The 18,815-nt window shown below is 45.5% G+C and carries 23 protein-coding genes; 6 read left to right on the top strand and 17 right to left on the bottom strand.

From position 1 onward, the window contains the following. Positions 1-196: 196 nt before the first annotated feature. Genes P3B99_008660 through P3B99_008640 form a run of 5 tightly spaced genes read left to right on the top strand, consistent with a single transcriptional unit; the run spans position 197 to position 4,488 of the window. Positions 197-1,003 carry a glycosyltransferase family 25 protein gene (locus P3B99_008660; GenBank protein WYJ07267.1) on the top strand — a complete coding sequence of 269 codons (807 nt, stop codon included), beginning with the start codon at positions 197-199 and terminating at the stop codon, positions 1,001-1,003. A 1-nt stretch (position 1,004) separates the two neighbouring features. Continuing rightward, positions 1,005-1,841: a glycosyltransferase family 8 protein gene (locus tag P3B99_008655; GenBank protein WYJ07266.1), complete on the top strand. Its 837-nt coding sequence runs from the start codon at positions 1,005-1,007 to the stop codon at positions 1,839-1,841. Then, positions 1,841-2,947, top strand: a complete 1,107-nt coding sequence (locus P3B99_008650; protein ID WYJ07265.1) for a hypothetical protein — start codon at positions 1,841-1,843, stop codon at positions 2,945-2,947. The genes P3B99_008655 and P3B99_008650 overlap by 1 nt, the downstream gene beginning before the upstream one ends. Before the next feature lie 4 nt (positions 2,948-2,951). Further along, a complete protein-coding gene (locus P3B99_008645) occupies positions 2,952-3,737 on the top strand; it encodes an FkbM family methyltransferase (GenBank protein WYJ07264.1) in 786 nt (261 codons plus the stop codon). Then, entirely contained in the window at positions 3,724-4,488 is a 765-nt protein-coding gene (locus tag P3B99_008640) for a hypothetical protein (protein ID WYJ07263.1), read from the top strand. The genes P3B99_008645 and P3B99_008640 overlap by 14 nt, the downstream gene beginning before the upstream one ends. A gap of 58 nt (positions 4,489-4,546) precedes the next feature. Here the strand turns inward: P3B99_008640 and P3B99_008635 are convergent, their stop codons facing one another. From P3B99_008635 to P3B99_008620, 4 genes are read right to left on the bottom strand one after another with little or no spacing between them, the layout of a single operon-like run. Then, positions 4,547-5,494 (bottom strand): hypothetical protein, encoded by a 948-nt coding sequence (locus P3B99_008635; GenBank protein ID WYJ07262.1) that lies wholly within the window; start codon positions 5,492-5,494, stop codon positions 4,547-4,549. 3 nt (positions 5,495-5,497) lie between these two features. Beyond that, positions 5,498-5,836 carry a hypothetical protein gene (locus P3B99_008630; GenBank protein ID WYJ07261.1) on the bottom strand — a complete coding sequence of 113 codons (339 nt, stop codon included), beginning with the start codon at positions 5,834-5,836 and terminating at the stop codon, positions 5,498-5,500. Continuing rightward, positions 5,833-7,566: a hypothetical protein gene (locus P3B99_008625; GenBank protein ID WYJ07260.1), complete on the bottom strand. Its 1,734-nt coding sequence runs from the start codon at positions 7,564-7,566 to the stop codon at positions 5,833-5,835. The genes P3B99_008630 and P3B99_008625 overlap by 4 nt, the downstream gene beginning before the upstream one ends. Further along, entirely contained in the window at positions 7,563-8,252 is a 690-nt protein-coding gene (locus P3B99_008620; GenBank protein WYJ07259.1) for a hypothetical protein, read from the bottom strand. Before P3B99_008620 ends, P3B99_008625 begins: the two co-directional genes overlap by 4 nt. A 60-nt stretch (positions 8,253-8,312) precedes the next feature. Here P3B99_008620 and P3B99_008615 point away from each other — a divergent pair, with 60 nt between their 5' ends. Next, positions 8,313-9,608: an RNA-binding domain-containing protein gene (locus P3B99_008615; GenBank protein WYJ07258.1), complete on the top strand. Its 1,296-nt coding sequence runs from the start codon at positions 8,313-8,315 to the stop codon at positions 9,606-9,608. 2 nt (positions 9,609-9,610) lie between these two features. On the opposite strand, the gene P3B99_008610 is transcribed toward P3B99_008615, so the two are convergent. The 13 genes from P3B99_008610 to P3B99_008550 form a co-directional block, all read right to left on the bottom strand. After that, the gene (locus P3B99_008610; protein WYJ07257.1) at positions 9,611-11,089 is read right to left on the bottom strand and encodes a hypothetical protein; all 1,479 of its coding nucleotides are present in this window, start codon (positions 11,087-11,089) and stop codon (positions 9,611-9,613) included. After that, entirely contained in the window at positions 11,076-11,606 is a 531-nt protein-coding gene (locus P3B99_008605) for a hypothetical protein (protein WYJ07256.1), read from the bottom strand. The genes P3B99_008610 and P3B99_008605 overlap by 14 nt, the downstream gene beginning before the upstream one ends. Continuing rightward, positions 11,606-11,968, bottom strand: a complete 363-nt coding sequence (locus P3B99_008600) for a hypothetical protein (GenBank protein WYJ07255.1) — start codon at positions 11,966-11,968, stop codon at positions 11,606-11,608. Before P3B99_008600 ends, P3B99_008605 begins: the two co-directional genes overlap by 1 nt. A 30-nt stretch (positions 11,969-11,998) precedes the next feature. After that, positions 11,999-12,328, bottom strand: a complete 330-nt coding sequence (locus tag P3B99_008595) for a hypothetical protein (GenBank protein ID WYJ07254.1) — start codon at positions 12,326-12,328, stop codon at positions 11,999-12,001. Between the two features lie 68 nt (positions 12,329-12,396). Continuing rightward, positions 12,397-13,137, bottom strand: a complete 741-nt coding sequence (locus tag P3B99_008590) for a hypothetical protein (GenBank protein ID WYJ07253.1) — start codon at positions 13,135-13,137, stop codon at positions 12,397-12,399. Then, positions 13,134-13,361, bottom strand: a complete 228-nt coding sequence (locus P3B99_008585; GenBank protein ID WYJ07252.1) for a hypothetical protein — start codon at positions 13,359-13,361, stop codon at positions 13,134-13,136. Before P3B99_008585 ends, P3B99_008590 begins: the two co-directional genes overlap by 4 nt. A gap of 111 nt (positions 13,362-13,472) precedes the next feature. Next, entirely contained in the window at positions 13,473-14,738 is a 1,266-nt protein-coding gene (locus tag P3B99_008580) for a hypothetical protein (GenBank protein WYJ07251.1), read from the bottom strand. Between the two features lie 98 nt (positions 14,739-14,836). Next, positions 14,837-15,085 carry a hypothetical protein gene (locus P3B99_008575; protein WYJ07250.1) on the bottom strand — a complete coding sequence of 83 codons (249 nt, stop codon included), beginning with the start codon at positions 15,083-15,085 and terminating at the stop codon, positions 14,837-14,839. 3 nt (positions 15,086-15,088) lie between these two features. Continuing rightward, a complete protein-coding gene (locus tag P3B99_008570) occupies positions 15,089-15,307 on the bottom strand; it encodes a hypothetical protein (GenBank protein ID WYJ07249.1) in 219 nt (72 codons plus the stop codon). After that, positions 15,307-16,200 (bottom strand): hypothetical protein, encoded by an 894-nt coding sequence (locus P3B99_008565; GenBank protein WYJ07248.1) that lies wholly within the window; start codon positions 16,198-16,200, stop codon positions 15,307-15,309. Before P3B99_008565 ends, P3B99_008570 begins: the two co-directional genes overlap by 1 nt. Beyond that, positions 16,201-16,605 (bottom strand): hypothetical protein, encoded by a 405-nt coding sequence (locus P3B99_008560; protein WYJ07247.1) that lies wholly within the window; start codon positions 16,603-16,605, stop codon positions 16,201-16,203. Between the two features lie 5 nt (positions 16,606-16,610). Further along, entirely contained in the window at positions 16,611-17,435 is an 825-nt protein-coding gene (locus P3B99_008555; protein ID WYJ07246.1) for a S49 family peptidase, read from the bottom strand. Beyond that, positions 17,425-18,813 (bottom strand): phage portal protein, encoded by a 1,389-nt coding sequence (locus P3B99_008550; protein WYJ07245.1) that lies wholly within the window; start codon positions 18,811-18,813, stop codon positions 17,425-17,427. The genes P3B99_008555 and P3B99_008550 overlap by 11 nt, the downstream gene beginning before the upstream one ends. Between the last annotated feature and the right edge of the window lie 2 nt (positions 18,814-18,815).

Raw genomic sequence — 18,815 nt, 5'->3', positions numbered from 1 at the left:
CGTGAAATAAAAATATAAAAGGCGGGATTCAATTGGTGGATTTTTCAAGATTTTATCAAAATATCTTCGTTCATATTTACACATCAATTTATATTTTAGGCACTTGAAGAATATTTGTCTGGTATCGTATTCTTAATACTACGCTCGTTGTTGTGGGAAAAGTGTGTTTGTACCCCAACGGCAACAAATGGAGCATATGAAATATAAGATATTCGTAATCAATCTCGATAGGGATGTGTCGAGGTGGTGCGCCATGCGTGCGCAACTTGAAAAGTTGGGGCTACCCTATGAGCGCTTCTCGGCGGTCGACGGCCGCGAAATATCCGACGAGCTTTTGCGCCATTATTACTCGGCGGAACTCAACAGGCGCAAATATTATGTAGACTTAAGCAGGTCGGAAATAGCCTGTTATATCAGCCATTTGAGGGTTTGCGAAAAAATCCTCTCCGAAAACCTCGACTACGTAATTATACTTGAAGACGATATTATTTTGAAGGATTCTTTCGCCCTTGTTCCGCACGCACTGGATTCAATCACGAATTGGAATTACATCAAACTAATTGCGCCGTTTAAGAGGAAGAAGATAGTTTCAAGCAAACCCGTCGCTTTTGAAATTCCCGCAACTTGTGATATAGAAAATTGGACGTCGGACAATCCGCCAAATGCGCCCAAGATAACAAAAACTTCAAAAAGCATAACCGTTCCGATTGCATTTGAACTTGTTCGATGGAAAAAACCGCCGGCGGGAACACAGGCATACGCAATCACGAAAGACGGCGCAAAGGAATTTCTTGAAAAGCGGTCGCGCTTTTTCCGTCCGATAGACGTAGATCTGCAATACACTTGGGAAACCAAACTCGATGTGCAAGGTCTGCTGCCGCCATGTTGCGAACTTGCCGATACTCCCTCGGGAATTTCACGCAAGAAACAATATCACTATCCGTTCGCTCGTCTGGTTTACAAGTTCAGATACGCAATATCCTCAATATGCAGGGGGAAATAGAATGGACATTTGCTACGCCACGAATGAAAGTTTTGCGCCGTACATGGCGGTTTCCATTGTGTCGCTTTTGGAAAACAACGCTTCGCGCAATGTGGTTGTCCACATATTACATTCGGATTTAAGCGAAGCTACAACCGCGCGCCTGAAGATGTTTGAAACGCGCTATAAAAACGCGAAAATCCAATTCCACAAAATAGACGATTCGCGCTTTGAAAAGTTCGGACTGACAATCGGGCATATCACAAGGGAGACATACTTCCGCTATATGATAGCCGAAGTTTTGCCTAATATTTCCCGTGTTTTGTATCTGGACGGCGACACAATCGTAAACGGCGACATTTGCGAACTCTTCGATACCGATTTAACAAACTATTACTGCGCGGGCGTAAGCGACATCTACATAGAAAGCGTCGGCTATAAAAAGACACTCGGGCTTGACGGGCTGTATATAAACGCTGGGGTGATTCTCTTCAACCTCGACGAAATGCGCAAAACCGACATCGCCGAAAAACTCTTCAAACTCACCGCCGAAAACAATTTCAAATACCAAGACCAAGACACAATCAACGTAACCTTCAACGGCAAAATTAAGGAACTTGACTGTATCTATAATTTCAAACGCGCCCACCAAAAGGCCTTTCCCGAAAAAGTCCCCTCGGCAAAAATTATCCACTACGTCGGACCGAGTAAACCATGGCGGAAGTTTACACTAAATCGAGTAAAAATTCTGTGGTATAAATATGAATCATTGTCGTTGTATACTGTGAACTCTTTGCATACCCCACAAAAAATATATAACTTTCTTATCAGAAATATATTTGTGAAAGACTTTGTATAATGTTGGTTGTTCATTTAACATATACACCATTGGCGGGCGCTCCTATAAGAATTGTAAATGCGTTAAACGCTTTTACAAATGTGAAAGCTCGTTTAATTAATTTGAATCCAAACGCCTATAATTCCAGAGTTTTCCCCGAAGATTTAATTTGGCAGCAAGACAAGAACATTGCTCTTTCGTTAATTTCCGCAGCAGATATAATTGTATGTCATCACCCAATGGATTTGGTAAACAATAAGTTTGGCATAAGCCTAAAAGAACTCGCCAAACCTTCTTGTAAATTCATACAGCACTTTCATTCGAATCGCTTTGTATATGGCCTTTCGAATCCATGTTTAAAGGGGTTTAATGCACGGGCAGTCATTCCACACTATCCCGAAAGATCTTTTTTAGATGTCGAAATTCTGCCAAACATTATTCCGACACAATCCGAAGAATTATCCCCGAAAAAGACATGGAATGAAATTCCAATAGTTGCATTTTCTGCATCTACAAAACGGAAAAGATTTGAACGTAGATGGGACACAAAAGGATATCCCGAGGTTTCCTCCAAGCTAAAAAAGTTATCAACAAAATTGGGTTTTAAATATGTGGAAATTTTCGGAATACCCTATAACGAAGCGATTAAAATTCGAAGAGAAGCCGATATCCTTATTGGCGATATTGTAACGGGTTCATTTCACCTTACGGAATTTGAAGGCCTTTCGCAAGGGAAAGTAGTTTTCTGTTTTCTTGACGGTCGTTCTATGCAGAACTTTATCTCCTACTTCAAATGCAACGATTGCCCATTCGTAAACACGTCCATAAACGACATAGAAATTGTTTTAAAAAATTTATTGAAAAACAAAAATTTATTATCCGACATAGGAAATTTTTCAAGGGATTGGATAACGAAATACTATAACGAAGAAAATCTTGTTTGCCATCATGTTGATTTCTATCAACGTGTTTTAAAAGGCGAAGAAGTTCTCAGGACTGATTCGGATAAGTTTGCAGAGGCAAAGCGATTTTTATACAAGGATCTATATGATCTACATTGGCAGAACGAAAGAAAAAAATCTCTTTCCTTTTTCAACCGCCTGTTCGGCAAAAAGTTAAAATATTAAAAATATGTTAAAACTAACTTGGTTTAATTCAAAGAAATACACACAAACGCGCTTTATTGAAATAAATAAAACATATTTCAAAGTGCAAAATCATTGGTTTTGGAATGAATACGACAAAACGGGATGGGAACCTCAAACTTACAATATTTTTAAACAGTTTGTTTCTCCAGACGCCGTTTATATAGATGTCGGAACATGGGTTGGCATGACAATATTTTTTGCCGCAGAATTGGGATACAAACAAATATATGGGATTGAAGCAAACCCCGAATCTTTTGCTATCGTAAAACAGAATTGCGCATACAATAAAAGCACGCTTTCTGCAGATTTAAGTAATTTATGCGTTACAAATGTAGACGGCGGTATAGTAGATTTTGGAGGGAAAATAAAAAACGGCACATCTTCTGCGTCGAGTATTAGAGGGCACGATTGGAAAATTCCATCAACAAAACTCTCCTCCTTTATTAAAAACAAAAACCTATTCGGGAAAAAATTAATAATAAAAATAGACATTGAAGGCGCTGAAGAACTTATTTTAGACGATTTGAAAAATCTTTCGGATTATACAGTTTTTTTAGCACTACACCCTCCGTTTTTTAAGGACTTGAAAAATACATCCGAAAAAATCGTAAGCGTTTCCAGTAAATGGAAAAATATGAGAGACGCTAAAATGAACCCGCTAAATAACGAAAAGTTATTTGCCATGCTAACATCAGATATAAAAACTCCAAGTTGGGGCACAAAATTTGGCAACTTTTTTGAAATCCTTTTGACAAATGAAACTATTTAAAATTTCAGAAGACGGAGTCCATAAAACTTACAATTTTATGGGAATCAAATTTCATAAAAGAGTTTTCGATAAATCCGACTACAGGCTGGCAATTAGAGCCACCATGCTGGCAAATAGTGTGGCAAAAATTCATTCACATTCTTTTGATAAATATAAAAATATTAATGAAGGCAAGTCAGTTGCACTAATTGCTACTGGGCCAACCCTATCGCAGTATAAGCAAATACCAAATGTAGTTAATGTTGGAGTAAATAAGTCATTCTTATTTGATAAATTGAATTTGGATTATCTTTTTATTCAAGATTTTAATTCAAAAGACTATATTTGCTACCTCTTAGAAGAAAAATACTCGCACATAAAAAAGTTCATTGGCGTTCTTCCGCAATCAAATCTGATTATCCCCGAATCTTTAGCGTTAAAATTAAAAGCCAGCCGCTACTTTACTGACGAAATATGTAAACCTCATCAATTTGCATATGATATTTCATCTACAATGTTGGGAGATTTTAATTCGGTAAGTTTCTCGGCCATGCAATTTATTCTTTGGACAAACCCAGACAAGATTTATCTTGTAGGCTGCGATTGCTCTTCGGGATATTTCGATAAAACAAAGTCGACAACTTCAATGAACAAACTAATCGGCAACTGGATAATGTTAAAAAAATTTGCCGAAACGTATTATCCTGACACGAAAATCATCTCGGTAAATCCTGTCGGGCTAAAGGGCATTTTTACCGATTTATATCAATAATTCAAGTTGCTAGTTTTATTATAAAACGCTATAAAAGACAAAAATTGCAGTCTTTAACCTACCACCTACCGATTGGGCATTTTTCGGAAGCCAATTTGAATTTTGCGGAGGAGCAGCCGCATTTTAGGCATTTGCCGAGTCCCATTCGGGCGGCGGGATACCAGAAGTTGCACTTATTGCAGATCGATTTTCTTCTTGTTAATTCGGCTTCGTCGGCAAGTTTGAAGCCCGATTTTGCCCAGTTGTAGGTTGCCTTTGTAAACTTCCCCACCATTTGAAATGTTGTAGGCAAAGTATCCAAAGTTTCCAAAATTGCCGATTTTTCAAACTCCAAATCGGTTCTGGTAAAATCCGCAGCCTCCACAATGCGCCTGTCTTCAAAGCCGTTTTTGCCGCGTTCGGCGTAAAAGCATCTGCCGTTAAACAACGCCGCTTTGTAGGCAGGCTTGCCGTTTACGCAAAGGTCTTGCAACGTTCCCGCGAAGACATTGCAAACGCGCGAAAAAGTCCCACCCGATTTCGTCTGCCCCGAAATCAGCCACTCGCTCGGGTTGTCGGGATTGTATGAAACGCGGTAGAGGTATTCGGCGTCGGGGAAACCCAGCTTTTGAATACGCTCGCCGTTTACAATGTAAAGCCCGCCAGAACGCCCGCCGTAGACAATGCGGTTCTTGAAAACAAAGCCTACATCTGCGGCGACAACCCTTTCGGGAACGTTGTCGATTCCGTCAATCTTGTAGAGATAAAAACGCCTGTCGCTTTCGTGCCCGCCCGCTATGAACGAAATTCTCCATCTACCGTCTACAAGTTCGGCAGTGGGCGAACACTCCGTGGCGTCTTCGGGAAGCCCTGTGTAAACGCGCTTCCATTCGCCGTTTTCATAGTGGTGAAGCTTCCACTTGCCGCCGATTTTAAGACAGCAAAAAGCCTTCGGCGCATAGTCGGGCGGCGCGCCGCGAGCCACAAACGGCATATGCGAATTTATCCCTTTATCGAATTCAAACATAAATTAACTTTCGGGCCATTTGATGTTGCCGCACCAGAGGTCGTCGCAACAGACATCGGGGCAGCCCTGTTGAAGCTCCATATAGCCGTCGTAGGTGTAGTTGGATTTAAACTGGCTCGGCAATCCCTCAAGTTTACCGTTTTCGTCGATGCGCCCGCGATTGTATTCAACACCACCGCTTAGCTCATACAAACGCCAAAGCGCGTTGGGCTTACCGACGCCGTCGCCCTGATACGGCGTCAAATCCCACATCGGATTGTCGCCGTTTGTGGTATAAGTTGCAATTACGCTCGGCTCGCATTGCGAACAGTCGTCGCCGCATTTTGATTTCAGCCGAATCATTCGCCACCTTCCCCCGACTTCACAAGGAAGTATTTTACGGTCGAAGAGCCGCCGTCGCAAACCTCGCAGGGTTCGGAATAGAACGCCGCTCCCAGATTGTTTAGCGTGTTCTGGTCGGCAAGAATCGTGATTTCCGCGCTTTCGCCGTTGGGGAGCACAAACTGGATATTCGTCGGCTTCCAACCCGTATCGACCTGCCTTGACCCCGTCGAAAACACCTGCGTTTTGCTCATCATATTCGTCGACGGGTCGAAATAGTAAATGTCGGTCATAATGTTGCCGCCGTCGATGTGCTGCAAAACTTTGAGGGTTGCGAGATTGCCGTTTGCGTCCATCACGGCGACGTTTACGGCGGAATCAATCGTGCGCTTCACATAGTCTACGTTCTGGCGCATAGATGCCATAATCGACTCTGCGGAGGACATTCTGCTTTCGATGTTGCCCATTCGCGATTCGAGAGATGCGACCGCCGAGGCAAGCGCGGAAGTGTCGGCGGAATCTCCCTTTTCGCCGCGCGGTCCCTGAGGCCCCATCGGACCTTGTGCGCCCGTATCGCCCTTATCCCCTTTGTCTCCCTTGTCGCCTTTCGGACCCTGCGGGCCTTGCGTTCCGCCGCCGCCTCCCGCAGGACCTTGCGGACCCATAGGTCCGGTATCGCCTTTTTCGCCTTTCTCTCCGCGTTCCCCCTGAATCCCCTGAGGGCCTTGCGGACCGACCGGGCCTTGGTCTCCTTTCTCGCCCTTGGGCAGGTTGTTGATTGCAGCCCACAGCTGCGAAATCTGCGCCTTTATGCTTTCGTCGGCATTGGCGAGGGCTTTTAAAGATTCCACAATCGCCTTTATTTGCGATTCGATTTCGCCGACGCGTTTTTCGAGCTGTTGGCGTTTGTAGAGTTCGTCGTTAGTGAGGGTGTTGAGTTCGGCGATTAGCGCGTTGTGCTCGTCCCAAAGGGCTTTTAGGTTTGCGAGTTGGTTGCGGATTTCGGTATCGTCATACGCGCCGCTATCGACAATCTTTTCGACGATTTTATCCCCAGTTTCGCCTTTCTCGCCTTTTTCGCCTCGGTCTCCTTTGTCCCCCTTGTCGCCTTTTTCTCCCTTTTCGCCGTCCTTGCCGTCTTTCCCGTCTCTGCCCGCAGGGCCTGCAATGGGCTGGCTAGGCGTTCTTCCCGCAGGTTGTTGCGGGTGTTCGCCGACGTAAAGCGCGTAGAAAGTTTTTACGTTTTCTTTTTCGCCGACAGAAAACTTTATGCAGTAAAAATTCTTTTCGACCGCGCCGCCGCAGTCATTCAAAATCTTTTCTGAGAAGACAAGATAGCGCAATCCGTCGGTTTCGTTCCAGATGACATCGCCGCTTTTGGGCGTTTTCTGGAAAGTTTTGAAGGCGTTTTCGATATTGGAACGGATTGTCGCCGAATCGGGAAACTTGATGTCGCGCAATTCCTCGGTGTCTTTTGCAATGTAGACTGCGAGCATCGACTTTTCCATTTCGGAAAATTCATCGCCGAAGGAGATTCGCCACGCCTTGGAATTTTTCGTTATCAGCGTATCGAGAATCGTAAGCGTAGTTCCGCCTGCGCTTCTGTTCATTGTGTATCCCACGCCGTTTTGCAGGCGCGAGGCTTCTATCATTGCGCAGATGTCGTTTAGCCGTTCCGCCGTTACCTGTTCAAGTAGCGGCAACCCCGCGCGGAATCGCGGCAGTTTCTGGTTTCCCAAATCGTTAATCATTTGTATATGTATTTATTCCAGCCGTTCGGGCCGCTCAAAAGGTAGGTGATGGAGACTTTGTATTTGCCGTCCGCCATTTTGTTGTAGGAAATTCCCGTGCACATCCACTGGCGGTTTCCGCCGACTGTGGGCAGTCCGCTGCCGCCGCCGATTGAGCCGATTCCGCCGAGGCTCGGAATTCCCCTTGAAATGTAGCCTACCGCCGCCGAATACGACGGCACGAGGTAGCTTTTAACACCCGCCATTATTTTGCCACCCTGAGTTTTGGAATTCCAGCCGACGAATTTGCCGTCGTCGTCGAATATTCCGCAGTTGGGCTTGTCGGGACTTCCCGCCCATCTCTCGAAATCGGGGTGGCTTTCTATCGGCTCTTCGCGCATCGTGCAGGAGACTTCGACGGTGTTTTCGGAGGAATCCCTGTCCGAATCCCAGACGAATTCCGAACCCTCGTATTGGGCGGTGATTATCGCGCCTTCGCCGTGCCGCTTAATGCCTACCGACTTGCAATACAAATCCGACCAAATCGGGTGCGGAGACTTGTTTACAATCGGGCAATGCGCAAGCGCCGCCGAACACGGATAGCAAAACCAAGTGGCGGAGCACGTCGCGACCGAATCCGCCGAAACAATCCGCTCGCCCGAATCCCGCAAAAAACATACCTCGCCGTTCTGCAATCTTACCCGCATACTAAACGGCGGGTGTCAAAAATCTTGATTTATTAAAATACATTCACTCTAATATGTATAATGGATTTGGTCGAAAATAGCAGAGTTGAATTTAAAGAACGCCTAACGGACGACTTCGAGAAGGAAATAGTCGCGTTTTTGAACTACAATGAGGGCGGCGTAGTTTATGTGGGTATCGACAAAAACGGAAATGCCGTCGGTGTCGATAATTGCGACGAGGTTCAGTTGAAGATAAAAGACAGACTAATGTCGAATATTTCTCCAAGCGCAATGGGGCTGTTCGATATTGCGTGCGAGGAAATTTCCGGAAAAACCGTTTTGAAAATAACATTGGCAAGCGGCGTCGAAAAACCGTATTACATAAAGCGCAAGGGAATGTCGGAGAGCGGGTGTTTCATAAGAATAGGAAGTTCTTCGCACCCCATGACGAAGTCGATGATAGAGGATTTGTTTATAAGGCGCGTAAGAAAATCCATCGCAAACATCGAATCCAAACGGCAGGATTTGACTTTTCGCCAGTTGAAAATCTGCTATGAGGAACGCGGGATGCCTCTAAACGATAATTTCCCGAAAACACTGGATTTGCTGACGGGGTCGGGCAAATTTAATTACGACGCGTTCCTATTGGCTGACGAAAATTCGGCTTCAATTAGGGTTGCCAAATATTGGGGCGAAGACAAAGCCGACTTGCGTGAAAACGAGGAATACGGATATTGTTCGCTTATAAAATCCGTTCAAAGCGTTTTGGATAAGTTTGAACTGGAAAATATTACAAGATCGGAGATTACTTCTGGACAACGAATCGACAGCCCGTTGGTTGATAAGGTGGCGTTAAGAGAGGCCATAATAAACGCCTTTGTCCACAACGACTACTCCTCGGAGGATACTCCTCTTTTTGAAATATTCTCGGACAAATTTGTCATAACTTCCTACGGCGGACTAATTGACGGCCTTAGTAGGGAAGAATTTTTCGGGGGAATATCAAAGCCCAGAAATCGGGAACTGATGAGAATCTTCAAAGATCTGGGTTATGTGGAACACTTGGGATCGGGTATGACCCGCATTATGAGAAAGTATGACAGGTCAATCTTTGAATTTACAGACCATTATTTGCGAGTCTCTTTCACTTTCGACCAGATAAAAGGTAAGGAGAAAGGTAAGGAGAAAGGTAAGGAGAAAAGCAAGGAGAAAATCCTAAAATTGATGGGCGAAAATCCCGACATAACGACGGGAGAAATTGCCTCAATTTTACAATTAGGGTCTTCTACTATTGAAAAACACATACGAGAGTTAAAAGCCAAAAATAAAATAAAACGTGTCGGAGCGGACAAAGGCGGGCATTGGGAAATTCTCTGAAATCACTTCATCAACAACTCCGATTTTACCGACTGGCGTTCGGTGTTGTCGGCTATCTTTTGGAGCAGTTTCGACTGGCGTTTGGATTCCGAGAGCTGTTTTGCGGTGATGTCGTAGCGGGCGGCAAGAAGTCCGCCTCCGCCGATTTTTGCAAGCGACGAATCGTTGTGGTTTGATAGCGACTTTTCAAGCTTCCGCTCTTTTGCCGACTTTTTGATTTCGGGCGACTCGTCGGCTTTTCGATATTTTGCCTTGCGCACATTTTCCGCCGAAACCGCCAACTGCTTTTCGACATCGCGGGCTTGTTCGACGTTTTTTAGCTGTTTCTTATACCAATCAACCGATTTTGAAGTAAGCAAATTCTGGCGATTGCGCGAATTGTTCCTATTCGACGCGTCGGAAACTTCCTCTGCAAAAATCTGCCCGAAACTTTTGTTTTTGTCTTTCGCGGAAAGTAGGTTTGCCTCGTCTTTTAGTTCGCGTAAGCCGTCAAGCGCATTGTTTATCGCATTTTGCCAACTGTCGGAAAACATTCCGACGAACTTCCCCAACGCGTTTCCGACGGTTTCGATAAACCCCACAAATGCGTTGCGAATGGGAACAACAAAGCCCGAAAACGCGCCGTTTATGTATCTAAACACGCTCGAAAACACCGCGAGTATGTAGTTTGAAATATCCCGCAACGCCTCCTCGATAAATTCGCCCGCTTGGGCGAACTTCATACCAATCATAAGCCCCCACTTTTGCCGTCCGATTGCGGAGGCCATATCTGCGAGAAACCCTCCGAATCCGACTATGATTCGGTTTTGCCATTTGTCGATTTCGTCTCCCGCGCGGGCAAGAGCGGCAAGCGTTTCCTCGTCCATAACGTTGCCCGCTTCGATTGCCGACTGGGTTATGTTTTCCATTCCCTGCGTCGCCACCTTGTCCAAAACCTCCAAAAGTTGCGGAGCTGTCTTTTGCCCCAATATCGTCGAAATGTCGTTCAGCGCGGTGAGCGATTCGTCCGAATTCTTAAAGGCAACGCCGAGCATTTCAAAACGCTTTTCGGGAGACTGGTCGGCGAAATTCTTCAAGTCTATGCCGAGGCGGTTTAGGGCGTCGCGGTAGGTATCGTTGCCGTCGCAGGCGTCAATCGTGCGCTGATTGAGGGTTTGCAGAGTCTGGACAAGCTTCGATTCTTCAACCCCCGCAAGCTTTGCGGCGTAGGCAAGCGATTGAAATTCGCTTTTGCCCATTCGCAGCTGGTTTGCCATATCCTCAATGTGCCCGCCGAATTCGATTGTTTTTTGCGTGAGCGCGGAAATCCCAACAATGCCAGCCGACACTCCCAACGCTCCGAGAATCTGCGAACCGATTCCCGAAAACATACCGCCGACGGACTTTTTGAAATTCCCCGCCGCCATTCGGCATTGCGCCAACCCCGTTTTAAATCCAGCCGAATTTAGCCCGATTTTTGCAAGAATGCTACTTGTTGCCATTTTGCACCTCCTCGATTATCCGCCTTTCTTCGTCAGACTGGATTTGCGCGACTCCTTCCTGCTCGGCAAACACGGCGCAATACCAGAGTAGCTCTCCAAGCGGCATATTCCAAACCTCGTCAAGCCTTAGCGATGTTTTTGAAAGAAGCAACATCGCCCGCGAGAGTATCCAAGGCGCGTTGAGCGTTGTTTCCGAATCGCTTTTATCCCAGAGTTCGGGAACGGCTACAAAGTCTGTCAGATACGAAAGAAACGCCGTTAATCCGCGTCTGTATGAATGGAATTTCATTCCAAAATGCGGGTATTTCAGGCTTTTTAGAATATCGTCCGCCGAGCAAATAATAACGGCTACCTCCAAATCTTGGCGGGAAATTTCCGCTTCCTCGCCGTTTACAATGCGCATTATCGGCGAATTTACAGCCTCCAAATACAGGCAATGCTTCAAGCAAAAAGGCTTCAGGCGTTTGCCCAAAGCCGTGTGCGAGCAATTTATAAAGGCTTCGTAGAAGTCTTCCATTACCCGATTCCCTCCATAGGGACTTCGGGGTAGTATGTGCCCTCCAAATCCCATTTTTCAACGTCCTTGCGGGCGCGGGATTTCTTGACAGACTTTACGATGAATTCGAAGCTGTCGCCGATTTTAAACGAATCTCCAGGAAGAGGCGCGGTTGCGCCTACAAGCGGAATCACGCTTGCAGTGCGTTTGTATCGAATCCCGAAGCCCGAAAAATGCGCAACTACGTTGTTGTTTTCGTCTTCAACTTCAAGCTCTTCGCCCTCGATAGTCTCTTCGGTGGCGTCGACAATGTAGCCGTCAAGCTTTTCAACGCCGAAAGAAACAGGCTGTTTTGTCCCTCTTAGTTTGTATGGATTGCTCATACAAAAGGGAACGGTGTCAAAATTTTTCTGTTACAAAAACTGAACTACGGCTTTGAATGTCATTACACAGCCGAGGTTGTTGTCGTCTCTGGCGTCCGTTTCGTTTTCGTAATATAAGGCGTTTATTAGGATATTGTCTTCCGTGTAGGAAAAATTCTCGAAAGCCACCATTACGGAGCGAATGCGTTTAAAGAGTTCGGGATATTCGATGTCGTGAGCGGAATCTGCTATGGCAATGTTTACATCGGCTTCAAACATTCCGTCGGAGGATTGCAAATCGCCGAACGGGCGAAGTTCGCCGACATCGAGGCTGATATACGGAATGTGTCTGTCGTTCGTGGAATGTCCACAAACAAGCATTGTTTTAAATTCCGCAGGAATCGAAGCTTTCAGCTTTGTAAAAAGTATATTTTCGAGTTTTTCGCGCATTAGAAAATCCTTCCTGATTTGTCCATCAGGCGTTTGATATTATTTTCCATAGCCTTTATTTGGGCGATGAACGCGCGGCGCAAAATTCTTGCGGGCGTGCCTCCCTGCGGGAATGTAGAAACCTTGTTGATTAGGGTAAAAAATGGATTGTCTCCCTTATTGCCGTCGATAAATCCGCCGTATTTTGTGCCGTGGCGCGAAACAAAACTTGGGGTTTTGCCGCCCAATTTTACAAGAGCCGCAAGCCAGCCAGATTTTGCAACGCCAACTTGTAGCTGAACCCTTTTGACGTATTTTTTAAGTTCGCCTTTGGCTGCTACTGCGTAGGTAGTATGCCAATTCTTCGGGACTCTTCCGCTTCTACTGATTGCCGCTTTGTGGATATTGCGGACTGGCTTTGCGAGAATCCGCTTGTATTTAAAGACGGGCATTTGAAGCTTATTAGGGTTGTTTTCGAGAGCCTTTTTTACGCCCTCGAAGTTTCCCGCGCGCCACATTTTATCCAAAGACTTGTCGTGCCATTTTGTATTGCTTAGGTCTGCAAACACCTTGCCAATGTCCCGCGCGACATTGCGCTTGCCTATTGCCGCAGTTTTAGGCGGAGTAAATTTCACAAGCCTTTCGCCGACAATACGCGACTGTTGCCGAACCACAAATTGCCAATCCTTGCGGCAGGCTACTTTGTATTTTGCGAGGGCGTCTTCAAAGTCTTTTGCGATGATTTCAAAATTCACGCTCATTTGTCGATTGGTTTTAGGGTTATTTCGACTTGCCCGCGCTTTACGCGAACCGACACCCAATGTATGCGGAATTGTCTTCCATTATATTCGACAACTTCGCCGATGTGGGGATATTCGCCGTCAAGTTCCGACTCCAAAAATTTCATATAAAAAGTGGAATCGGGAACAAACCCGCCAGTCTCCAATTCGACCGCCTCTTGCCCCTCGGCTATTATCGCATTCATAACGCGCCCGCGCCAAATGACAGGCTGCGAAAAAGAGGAAAAGATTTCCACCAACGCCGATTTAATTTCACGAAAAAAGCCCATACGAATATGGGCTTTGTCAAAATCAGATTATGCTATTCTGAATGATTCTTTTGATCTCTTATCCTTTTTTTTGAACGCTCTAATATATCCATCATTAGACACCTTTACTGCAATTCCTTTCTCGGCTAGCTTTCTTGCGGCAGCCGTTCTACCTCCTTCTGAAATTTCTCCATCTTTAATATTTATAATCGCACCAATAGCGATAATATCACCGTTTGTTTTTAAAAGGACTGCACCGTCCATTGAGGAAAATTCTAAGCGTAAGATTCTAGGCAATTGATTGAATTTCAATGTTTTTTCACTGTTTAATATTAAGCAATAGCAACATTTCGACTTTAATGGCGAATCTTCATTGTTTCCAATGAAATTTTTCTTGTCATATAAATCTTGTAAATATGTTTCACTATTTACTACGGCAATACAGGCTCCGCCCTTTGAAAAAGAAGCATCTAGAATTGTTGAATATATAGATTTTTTTACTTCTTGATTACGAATTATACCCATCTGTTTAATTAGAATGTCGTGTAGATAATAAGTCCATATCCCTCTTCTTCTTGAAAAAATCAAATTACCTTCTTTAAATATTAAAATTTCTCCATCTCTAGTCAAAACAATAACTAGTAATTTTTTCGTTAAAGATCTATTTGCCAATTTCTCAAATCTCAAAGGATAATAACATTGTTTGAATTCAGAGTTTTGCTCAATACTCTCTATTTGCATATGTGACAGTAGCATACAATTTTTATCCAAGCACAATAAAGAATCAATTGAATTTGTAAGCGTTTTCCCGAAATCTTCTTTTATAATGTCCTTAAAATAAATTTCACTATTTCCAACTTCCTCTTCAGAAATAGCAACTGCATATGAAATATGATGTCCCTCGTATGTTTCTTGCGAAAGAGACATGAAAATATTTATTATTTCCAGGATAGATTTATCTGCTGTAGTTGAAAGCGTTTCTGCGACAGATTTATTATGTATAAAATCAACAAGTTCTTTTTTGTAATCAACTTGATACAAGCCGTATTCGTTTGTATGTTTCAATAAACGACGTATCAGTTCTATTTCAGACTTATTGAATTTTTGAGAACGTTGGATTGATACTACGAATTTGGCATCCTTTTCTGGCATTAAACGTAAGATTGTATCGCCTTTATCTTTACAAGTTGTGACTAATTTATCTCTGTTGTTTTTAGGAATAGGAAGATCTTCTTCTAATATAGATAACCCCGTAAAAAGTGGGAATATTAAATCTTTAACAAATTCTTTAAATTCATCTTTATTAATCGACATACTTTTGTCATAAATAGATTAACATATTTTTCAAGCAAAAAGGAGTCTCCTGTTCTCCAGAAGCCTGTAGTTATATGAATACAGAAACAATAAATCTACTACGCCGAACCTTTTATCAGGCCTTTTTCTACAAGGGCTTCTCGCAGTTCGTTTACGAGGGTTACAATCTGCGCAGTTGTCGCGTTTTCGGCAAGTTTTGCCTGCGCGGCGTTTTTGCGCTGAACGGTAGGTGTCGCACCGAAAAAGCCCAGTTTTTGAACCGTTCCGTCCGCGCCGTCGTCGCAAATTTGCAAGCCGCCCGCGTGGGTGTGTTCGGGTCTGATTCTTAAAATGTCGTTTTCTCTCATTTTTTACTCCTTTGATGTTTTTGAAGTTTTGGGAACTTTTGATTCTTTTGAAACTTTGCGCTGTTTAATCTTGCCCATTGAACGGCTCCAAACTTCAACTTCGGTGTAGCCGCCTTTCAGGGTTTTGAAGATTTCGCGCTGCTTGGCATAGGGAATATCGGGCGTTGCCAAAATTTCCGATGCTCCGTTTGCCTTGTATGCCACTGTTATAAACGAGTTCATTATTCCGAAACTATGCGCTTTAATGCCTTGCTTTCGCCAACGCCGAAGCCGTAATTGCACTCGATAATTTCCTTTGAAGCGTCCGTATCTGCGTCGCCCCAAGCGCGGTATTCAAGCGTAAGCCCAGTCTGCGGGTCGGTGTAGGTCGTGTATGTCGAAAGCTGCTTCATAACGTTTGCCGTAGGCTGAATCGGCGCAAGGGCAACCATTATCGCCGAAGGATACACAACAAAGCCCTGCAACTTTTCGTTGTTGTGCGGAAGCCTGTTGAACTTGGAAAAGCTAAATCCCAAAAGGTTCGGCAGTTCGCCCAACGCCGAAAACCCGAAGTTTGCAAGCCCGCCAGATGTTTTGATGTCCTTTTTTACGTTCGCCATATACGACGACTTCAAAAGCATTCCGCGCGGAGAGTCTGGCCATTCAAGCTCGTCAATCTTCGTTTCGAGGTCTATGATGTCATCGGTGTCGAAGTCGGTCGCGTTTCTTGTGAGAATCGCCTCGCCGAAATTCGCCTTGGTGATTACCGACAAGATGTCGAGCAATACGTCTTCGGCAAGCTTCGCACCTTTGAGGCGACCCAACGTAATCGGGTCGAAATACGGCTGGCGCGCCTTTTCCTCCGACGTGTATGTAAGCGACTGGTATTTGCGCCTATCTACCGTGATTTTGCGGGACTCCATATCGCCCTTGTCGAACTTATACGTTACGTCAAAATCCTTGCTCGCGCTCGTGGCAAGCGGGATATACGGAATGTCAATTTCATTGTTGCCTTCGAGCGGAACGTTGCGAAGAACCGTTGAAAACAAGCCAAGCGGAATGAGCTTGTGCTTAAATTCCTCCATCGCCGACTTCAAAATCAGCGAACGCCTTAATGCTGCGGGAATTGTGTTCACTTAGCACGCTCCTTTCATTGCCGACATAATGCGTTCGTAGTTTTCCTCGATGAGTTTTGCCTTTTCGATTCCGTGGGCGGCGTCAATGCGCTTTGCAAGCTCTTCAAGGCTTTCATTGTTGATACTGTTGGAAACGTCCGCAATCGGTGAAACTCCGCTTTGCGCCGCAACTTTTGCGACTTTTGCCGAAACCTCTTTGTCGATGTCTCGGTGCTTTGCTTCGAGCGCGGCGAGCTTTTCGTTTGTTGAATTGTGCGCTGACTTTTCGGCAGACAATTCGTTTTCGAGTTCGCAGATGTGCGCCTTTGCCACTTCCAAATCCGAAGCAAGATTCGTATTTTCCGCCGAAAGCGTCTCGATTTTCGCGATGGCATCGGCAAGTGTTTTTTGTTTAGATTCGTCCATACTTCTTAGCAGGTTGTCAAAATTTTGAGTTTGTTGTAGGCGGTCTTTTCGTCGCAGATTTCGTCGACAAGCCCGCGCTTTAACGCATCAATACCTACAAACGCCTGTCCGCGCATATCGTCGTTTGCAATTTGCTTGTTTGCCAAAACGTGTGATTTAAATAGCTCGAAATACTCCTGCGTTTCGGCTTGCAAAGCTGCGCGTTCGGCTTCGTTCTGGCTCGGCGGATAGCCCGCCGTTTTGAGCGTTCCCTCGCGGTTTGTAATGTAGTCGGGCTTTATCCCGAGCGACTGCCAAAGTCCCGAAACGTCCATTAACGGAAGAATTGTTCCGATACTGCCAACGGTTGAATCCGCCGACGCGCAGATGTATGAAGCTCCCGAAGCTATCGCGTATGCCGCAGAACAACACATTTCGTCGGTGTAGGCGAATACGGGCTTTGGACATTGCGAAACGGCTTTTGCCACTTTGTCGTTCCCGCAGGCGTGTCCGCCGCCCGAATCTATTTTCAGGAAAATCGCCTTAGCTTTTTCGGAAGCGGTTTCAATGTCGCGCAGAATTTCCGCGTAGTCGGTTCCGCCATAGCCTGCCACAAAATACGGGGCTTCCTTGTTAAAAAGCGTTCCGTGAATTGAAATATGCGCTATGCTGTTTTCGTCTATTGAAAGCGGGCTTCGTTGCGGAACGAATTGCGAGAATTTCTCCCGCCAAGTTTCGAGGGAATTTCCGCCCGAAGCCTCAGCAAGCGTTCTAAGCGAAAGCGCAAGGAACGTTCCCGCGTGGATATTCCACGGTCTGCAAATGCCGTTTAGAAAGATGTTATTTGCCATCGGATTTTTCGATTACCTGTGTGCCGTTTACCTTGTAGAGCATATAAAGCGGAATCGGCTCGCTGTCGGGGATTCCCGCCAAACGCATAATGAAACGGGCGTTGTCGGCGCGCGTGCGCATTTCGCCCTCGAAGTCCTGCCCGCATTCGGCGAAGCTTTCTTCGAGCGTTTTCAAGCCCGTTTCGACGTTCGCGCGGTTTTGCTGTTCCTCGCGCCCCGCGTCGACGGTGAGTTTGCGCGGGTGAGTCCAAGAGCAATACCACCACCAATTTTGAGCGGGCAAAGTTCCGCTGTCGATTGCCCAGCCGATTACAAAGAACCATACGGCGTCGTTGAAGCGTTCGTCTATGATTTGCGCGATGTCGTCGATGTATCGTTGTGTTTTTGAGGCGATAAGCCGCACCGAAGCCCCGCCGATTTTCGAGGGGTCTATGACGAATTCATATGGGAGAACGCCGAGCGAGCCGCTTCTGTCAAGCTCCGTCAAAAAACCCGAAAACGTGGGAGAGGGAATATTGCTTTCGTGAACGTCTATGCTTTCGTCGGGGTCGATTCGGATATTTTTTCCGCCCAAGATTCGGTTTAGCGTTGCCGTAGACGTTCCTTCGGGGCGGTTGCCGACGTCAACTTTATAGTCGCCGTCGAGCGTCATTCCCTGACCGCCTTTCAGGATATGGACGATGTCGGAAATCGCCTTCACCTTCTTTTTTTCGAGCGCGAGAATTTCCTTTCGGTCGATTACGTCGTTAATCGAGTGTTGGATTTGCGGGTAAGCTCTAATCTGCGAAACGCGTTCTGGGTCGAAAATATGCAAAACCGCGTTTGCGGGAACTTTTGTAGTTTGCGAATTATCGTCTACAACGAAGTAGTAATTTTTAACCCGCCCGAATTTGTCGAACTCCATTCCGTCAACAATGCGCCCGTTATCAGAAAAGCTTGGCGACATCAGGCGGTGGCTTTCGATTAGCTGGATTTTGGGAATGCCGAAGCTGTCGAACGTTTTTATTACGAAGATTTCGCCGTCGACGATGAGCGAACGCAGAATCATCGACTGGCATTCGCGCCAAGAAAAGCGGTTTGTGATATCGCAATGTCTGCTCCATTTGAAGAAGAAGTCCTCCGCCTGTTTATTCCAAGCGTGGTTGTCGGATTTCGCGTTAGGATAAATTCCCTTGCCTATTCCGTAGACTTTCAAATCGCGCAGAATTCCGCGAATGTGTCCCGAATTCTTTTCGAGGTATCGGGCTTTGCGGACGAGTTCGCTTCTTGTGTATGAGGGCAATTCCGCGCTCGCGTCCGTAGGGTTTAGCGTATTTGGGTTGCCGCGCGAAAGCGAAACTTTTGCCGACTCGAACGCGTGCCCGATTCCGTAGAACATAT

It is taken from the genome of Opitutia bacterium KCR 482, assembly GCA_029269845.2.
In the GTDB taxonomy this organism is placed as follows: domain Bacteria; phylum Verrucomicrobiota; class Verrucomicrobiia; order Opitutales; family Intestinicryptomonadaceae; genus Merdousia.
This window is presented reverse-complemented; position numbering and strand designations above follow the sequence as displayed.

Coding starts and splice junctions, on each gene's coding strand:
- P3B99_008610 (WYJ07257.1), bottom strand. CDS start 11,089: ATGGCAACAAGTAGCATTCTTGCAAAAATCGGGCTAAATTCGGCTGGA.
- P3B99_008635 (WYJ07262.1), bottom strand. CDS start 5,494: ATGTTTGAATTCGATAAAGGGATAAATTCGCATATGCCGTTTGTGGCT.
- P3B99_008620 (WYJ07259.1), bottom strand. CDS start 8,252: ATGCGGGTAAGATTGCAGAACGGCGAGGTATGTTTTTTGCGGGATTCG.
- P3B99_008575 (WYJ07250.1), bottom strand. CDS start 15,085: ATGAGAGAAAACGACATTTTAAGAATCAGACCCGAACACACCCACGCG.
- P3B99_008640 (WYJ07263.1), top strand. CDS start 3,724: ATGAAACTATTTAAAATTTCAGAAGACGGAGTCCATAAAACTTACAAT.
- P3B99_008560 (WYJ07247.1), bottom strand. CDS start 16,605: ATGGACGAATCTAAACAAAAAACACTTGCCGATGCCATCGCGAAAATC.
- P3B99_008605 (WYJ07256.1), bottom strand. CDS start 11,606: ATGGAAGACTTCTACGAAGCCTTTATAAATTGCTCGCACACGGCTTTG.
- P3B99_008580 (WYJ07251.1), bottom strand. CDS start 14,738: ATGTCGATTAATAAAGATGAATTTAAAGAATTTGTTAAAGATTTAATA.
- P3B99_008570 (WYJ07249.1), bottom strand. CDS start 15,307: ATGAACTCGTTTATAACAGTGGCATACAAGGCAAACGGAGCATCGGAA.
- P3B99_008660 (WYJ07267.1), top strand. CDS start 197: ATGAAATATAAGATATTCGTAATCAATCTCGATAGGGATGTGTCGAGG.
- P3B99_008555 (WYJ07246.1), bottom strand. CDS start 17,435: ATGGCAAATAACATCTTTCTAAACGGCATTTGCAGACCGTGGAATATC.
- P3B99_008625 (WYJ07260.1), bottom strand. CDS start 7,566: ATGATTAACGATTTGGGAAACCAGAAACTGCCGCGATTCCGCGCGGGG.
- P3B99_008600 (WYJ07255.1), bottom strand. CDS start 11,968: ATGAGCAATCCATACAAACTAAGAGGGACAAAACAGCCTGTTTCTTTC.
- P3B99_008585 (WYJ07252.1), bottom strand. CDS start 13,361: ATGAATGCGATAATAGCCGAGGGGCAAGAGGCGGTCGAATTGGAGACT.
- P3B99_008645 (WYJ07264.1), top strand. CDS start 2,952: ATGTTAAAACTAACTTGGTTTAATTCAAAGAAATACACACAAACGCGC.
- P3B99_008615 (WYJ07258.1), top strand. CDS start 8,313: ATGGATTTGGTCGAAAATAGCAGAGTTGAATTTAAAGAACGCCTAACG.
- P3B99_008590 (WYJ07253.1), bottom strand. CDS start 13,137: ATGAGCGTGAATTTTGAAATCATCGCAAAAGACTTTGAAGACGCCCTC.
- P3B99_008550 (WYJ07245.1), bottom strand. CDS start 18,813: ATGTTCTACGGAATCGGGCACGCGTTCGAGTCGGCAAAAGTTTCGCTT.
- P3B99_008630 (WYJ07261.1), bottom strand. CDS start 5,836: ATGATTCGGCTGAAATCAAAATGCGGCGACGACTGTTCGCAATGCGAG.
- P3B99_008595 (WYJ07254.1), bottom strand. CDS start 12,328: ATGCTTGTTTGTGGACATTCCACGAACGACAGACACATTCCGTATATC.
- P3B99_008650 (WYJ07265.1), top strand. CDS start 1,841: ATGTTGGTTGTTCATTTAACATATACACCATTGGCGGGCGCTCCTATA.
- P3B99_008655 (WYJ07266.1), top strand. CDS start 1,005: ATGGACATTTGCTACGCCACGAATGAAAGTTTTGCGCCGTACATGGCG.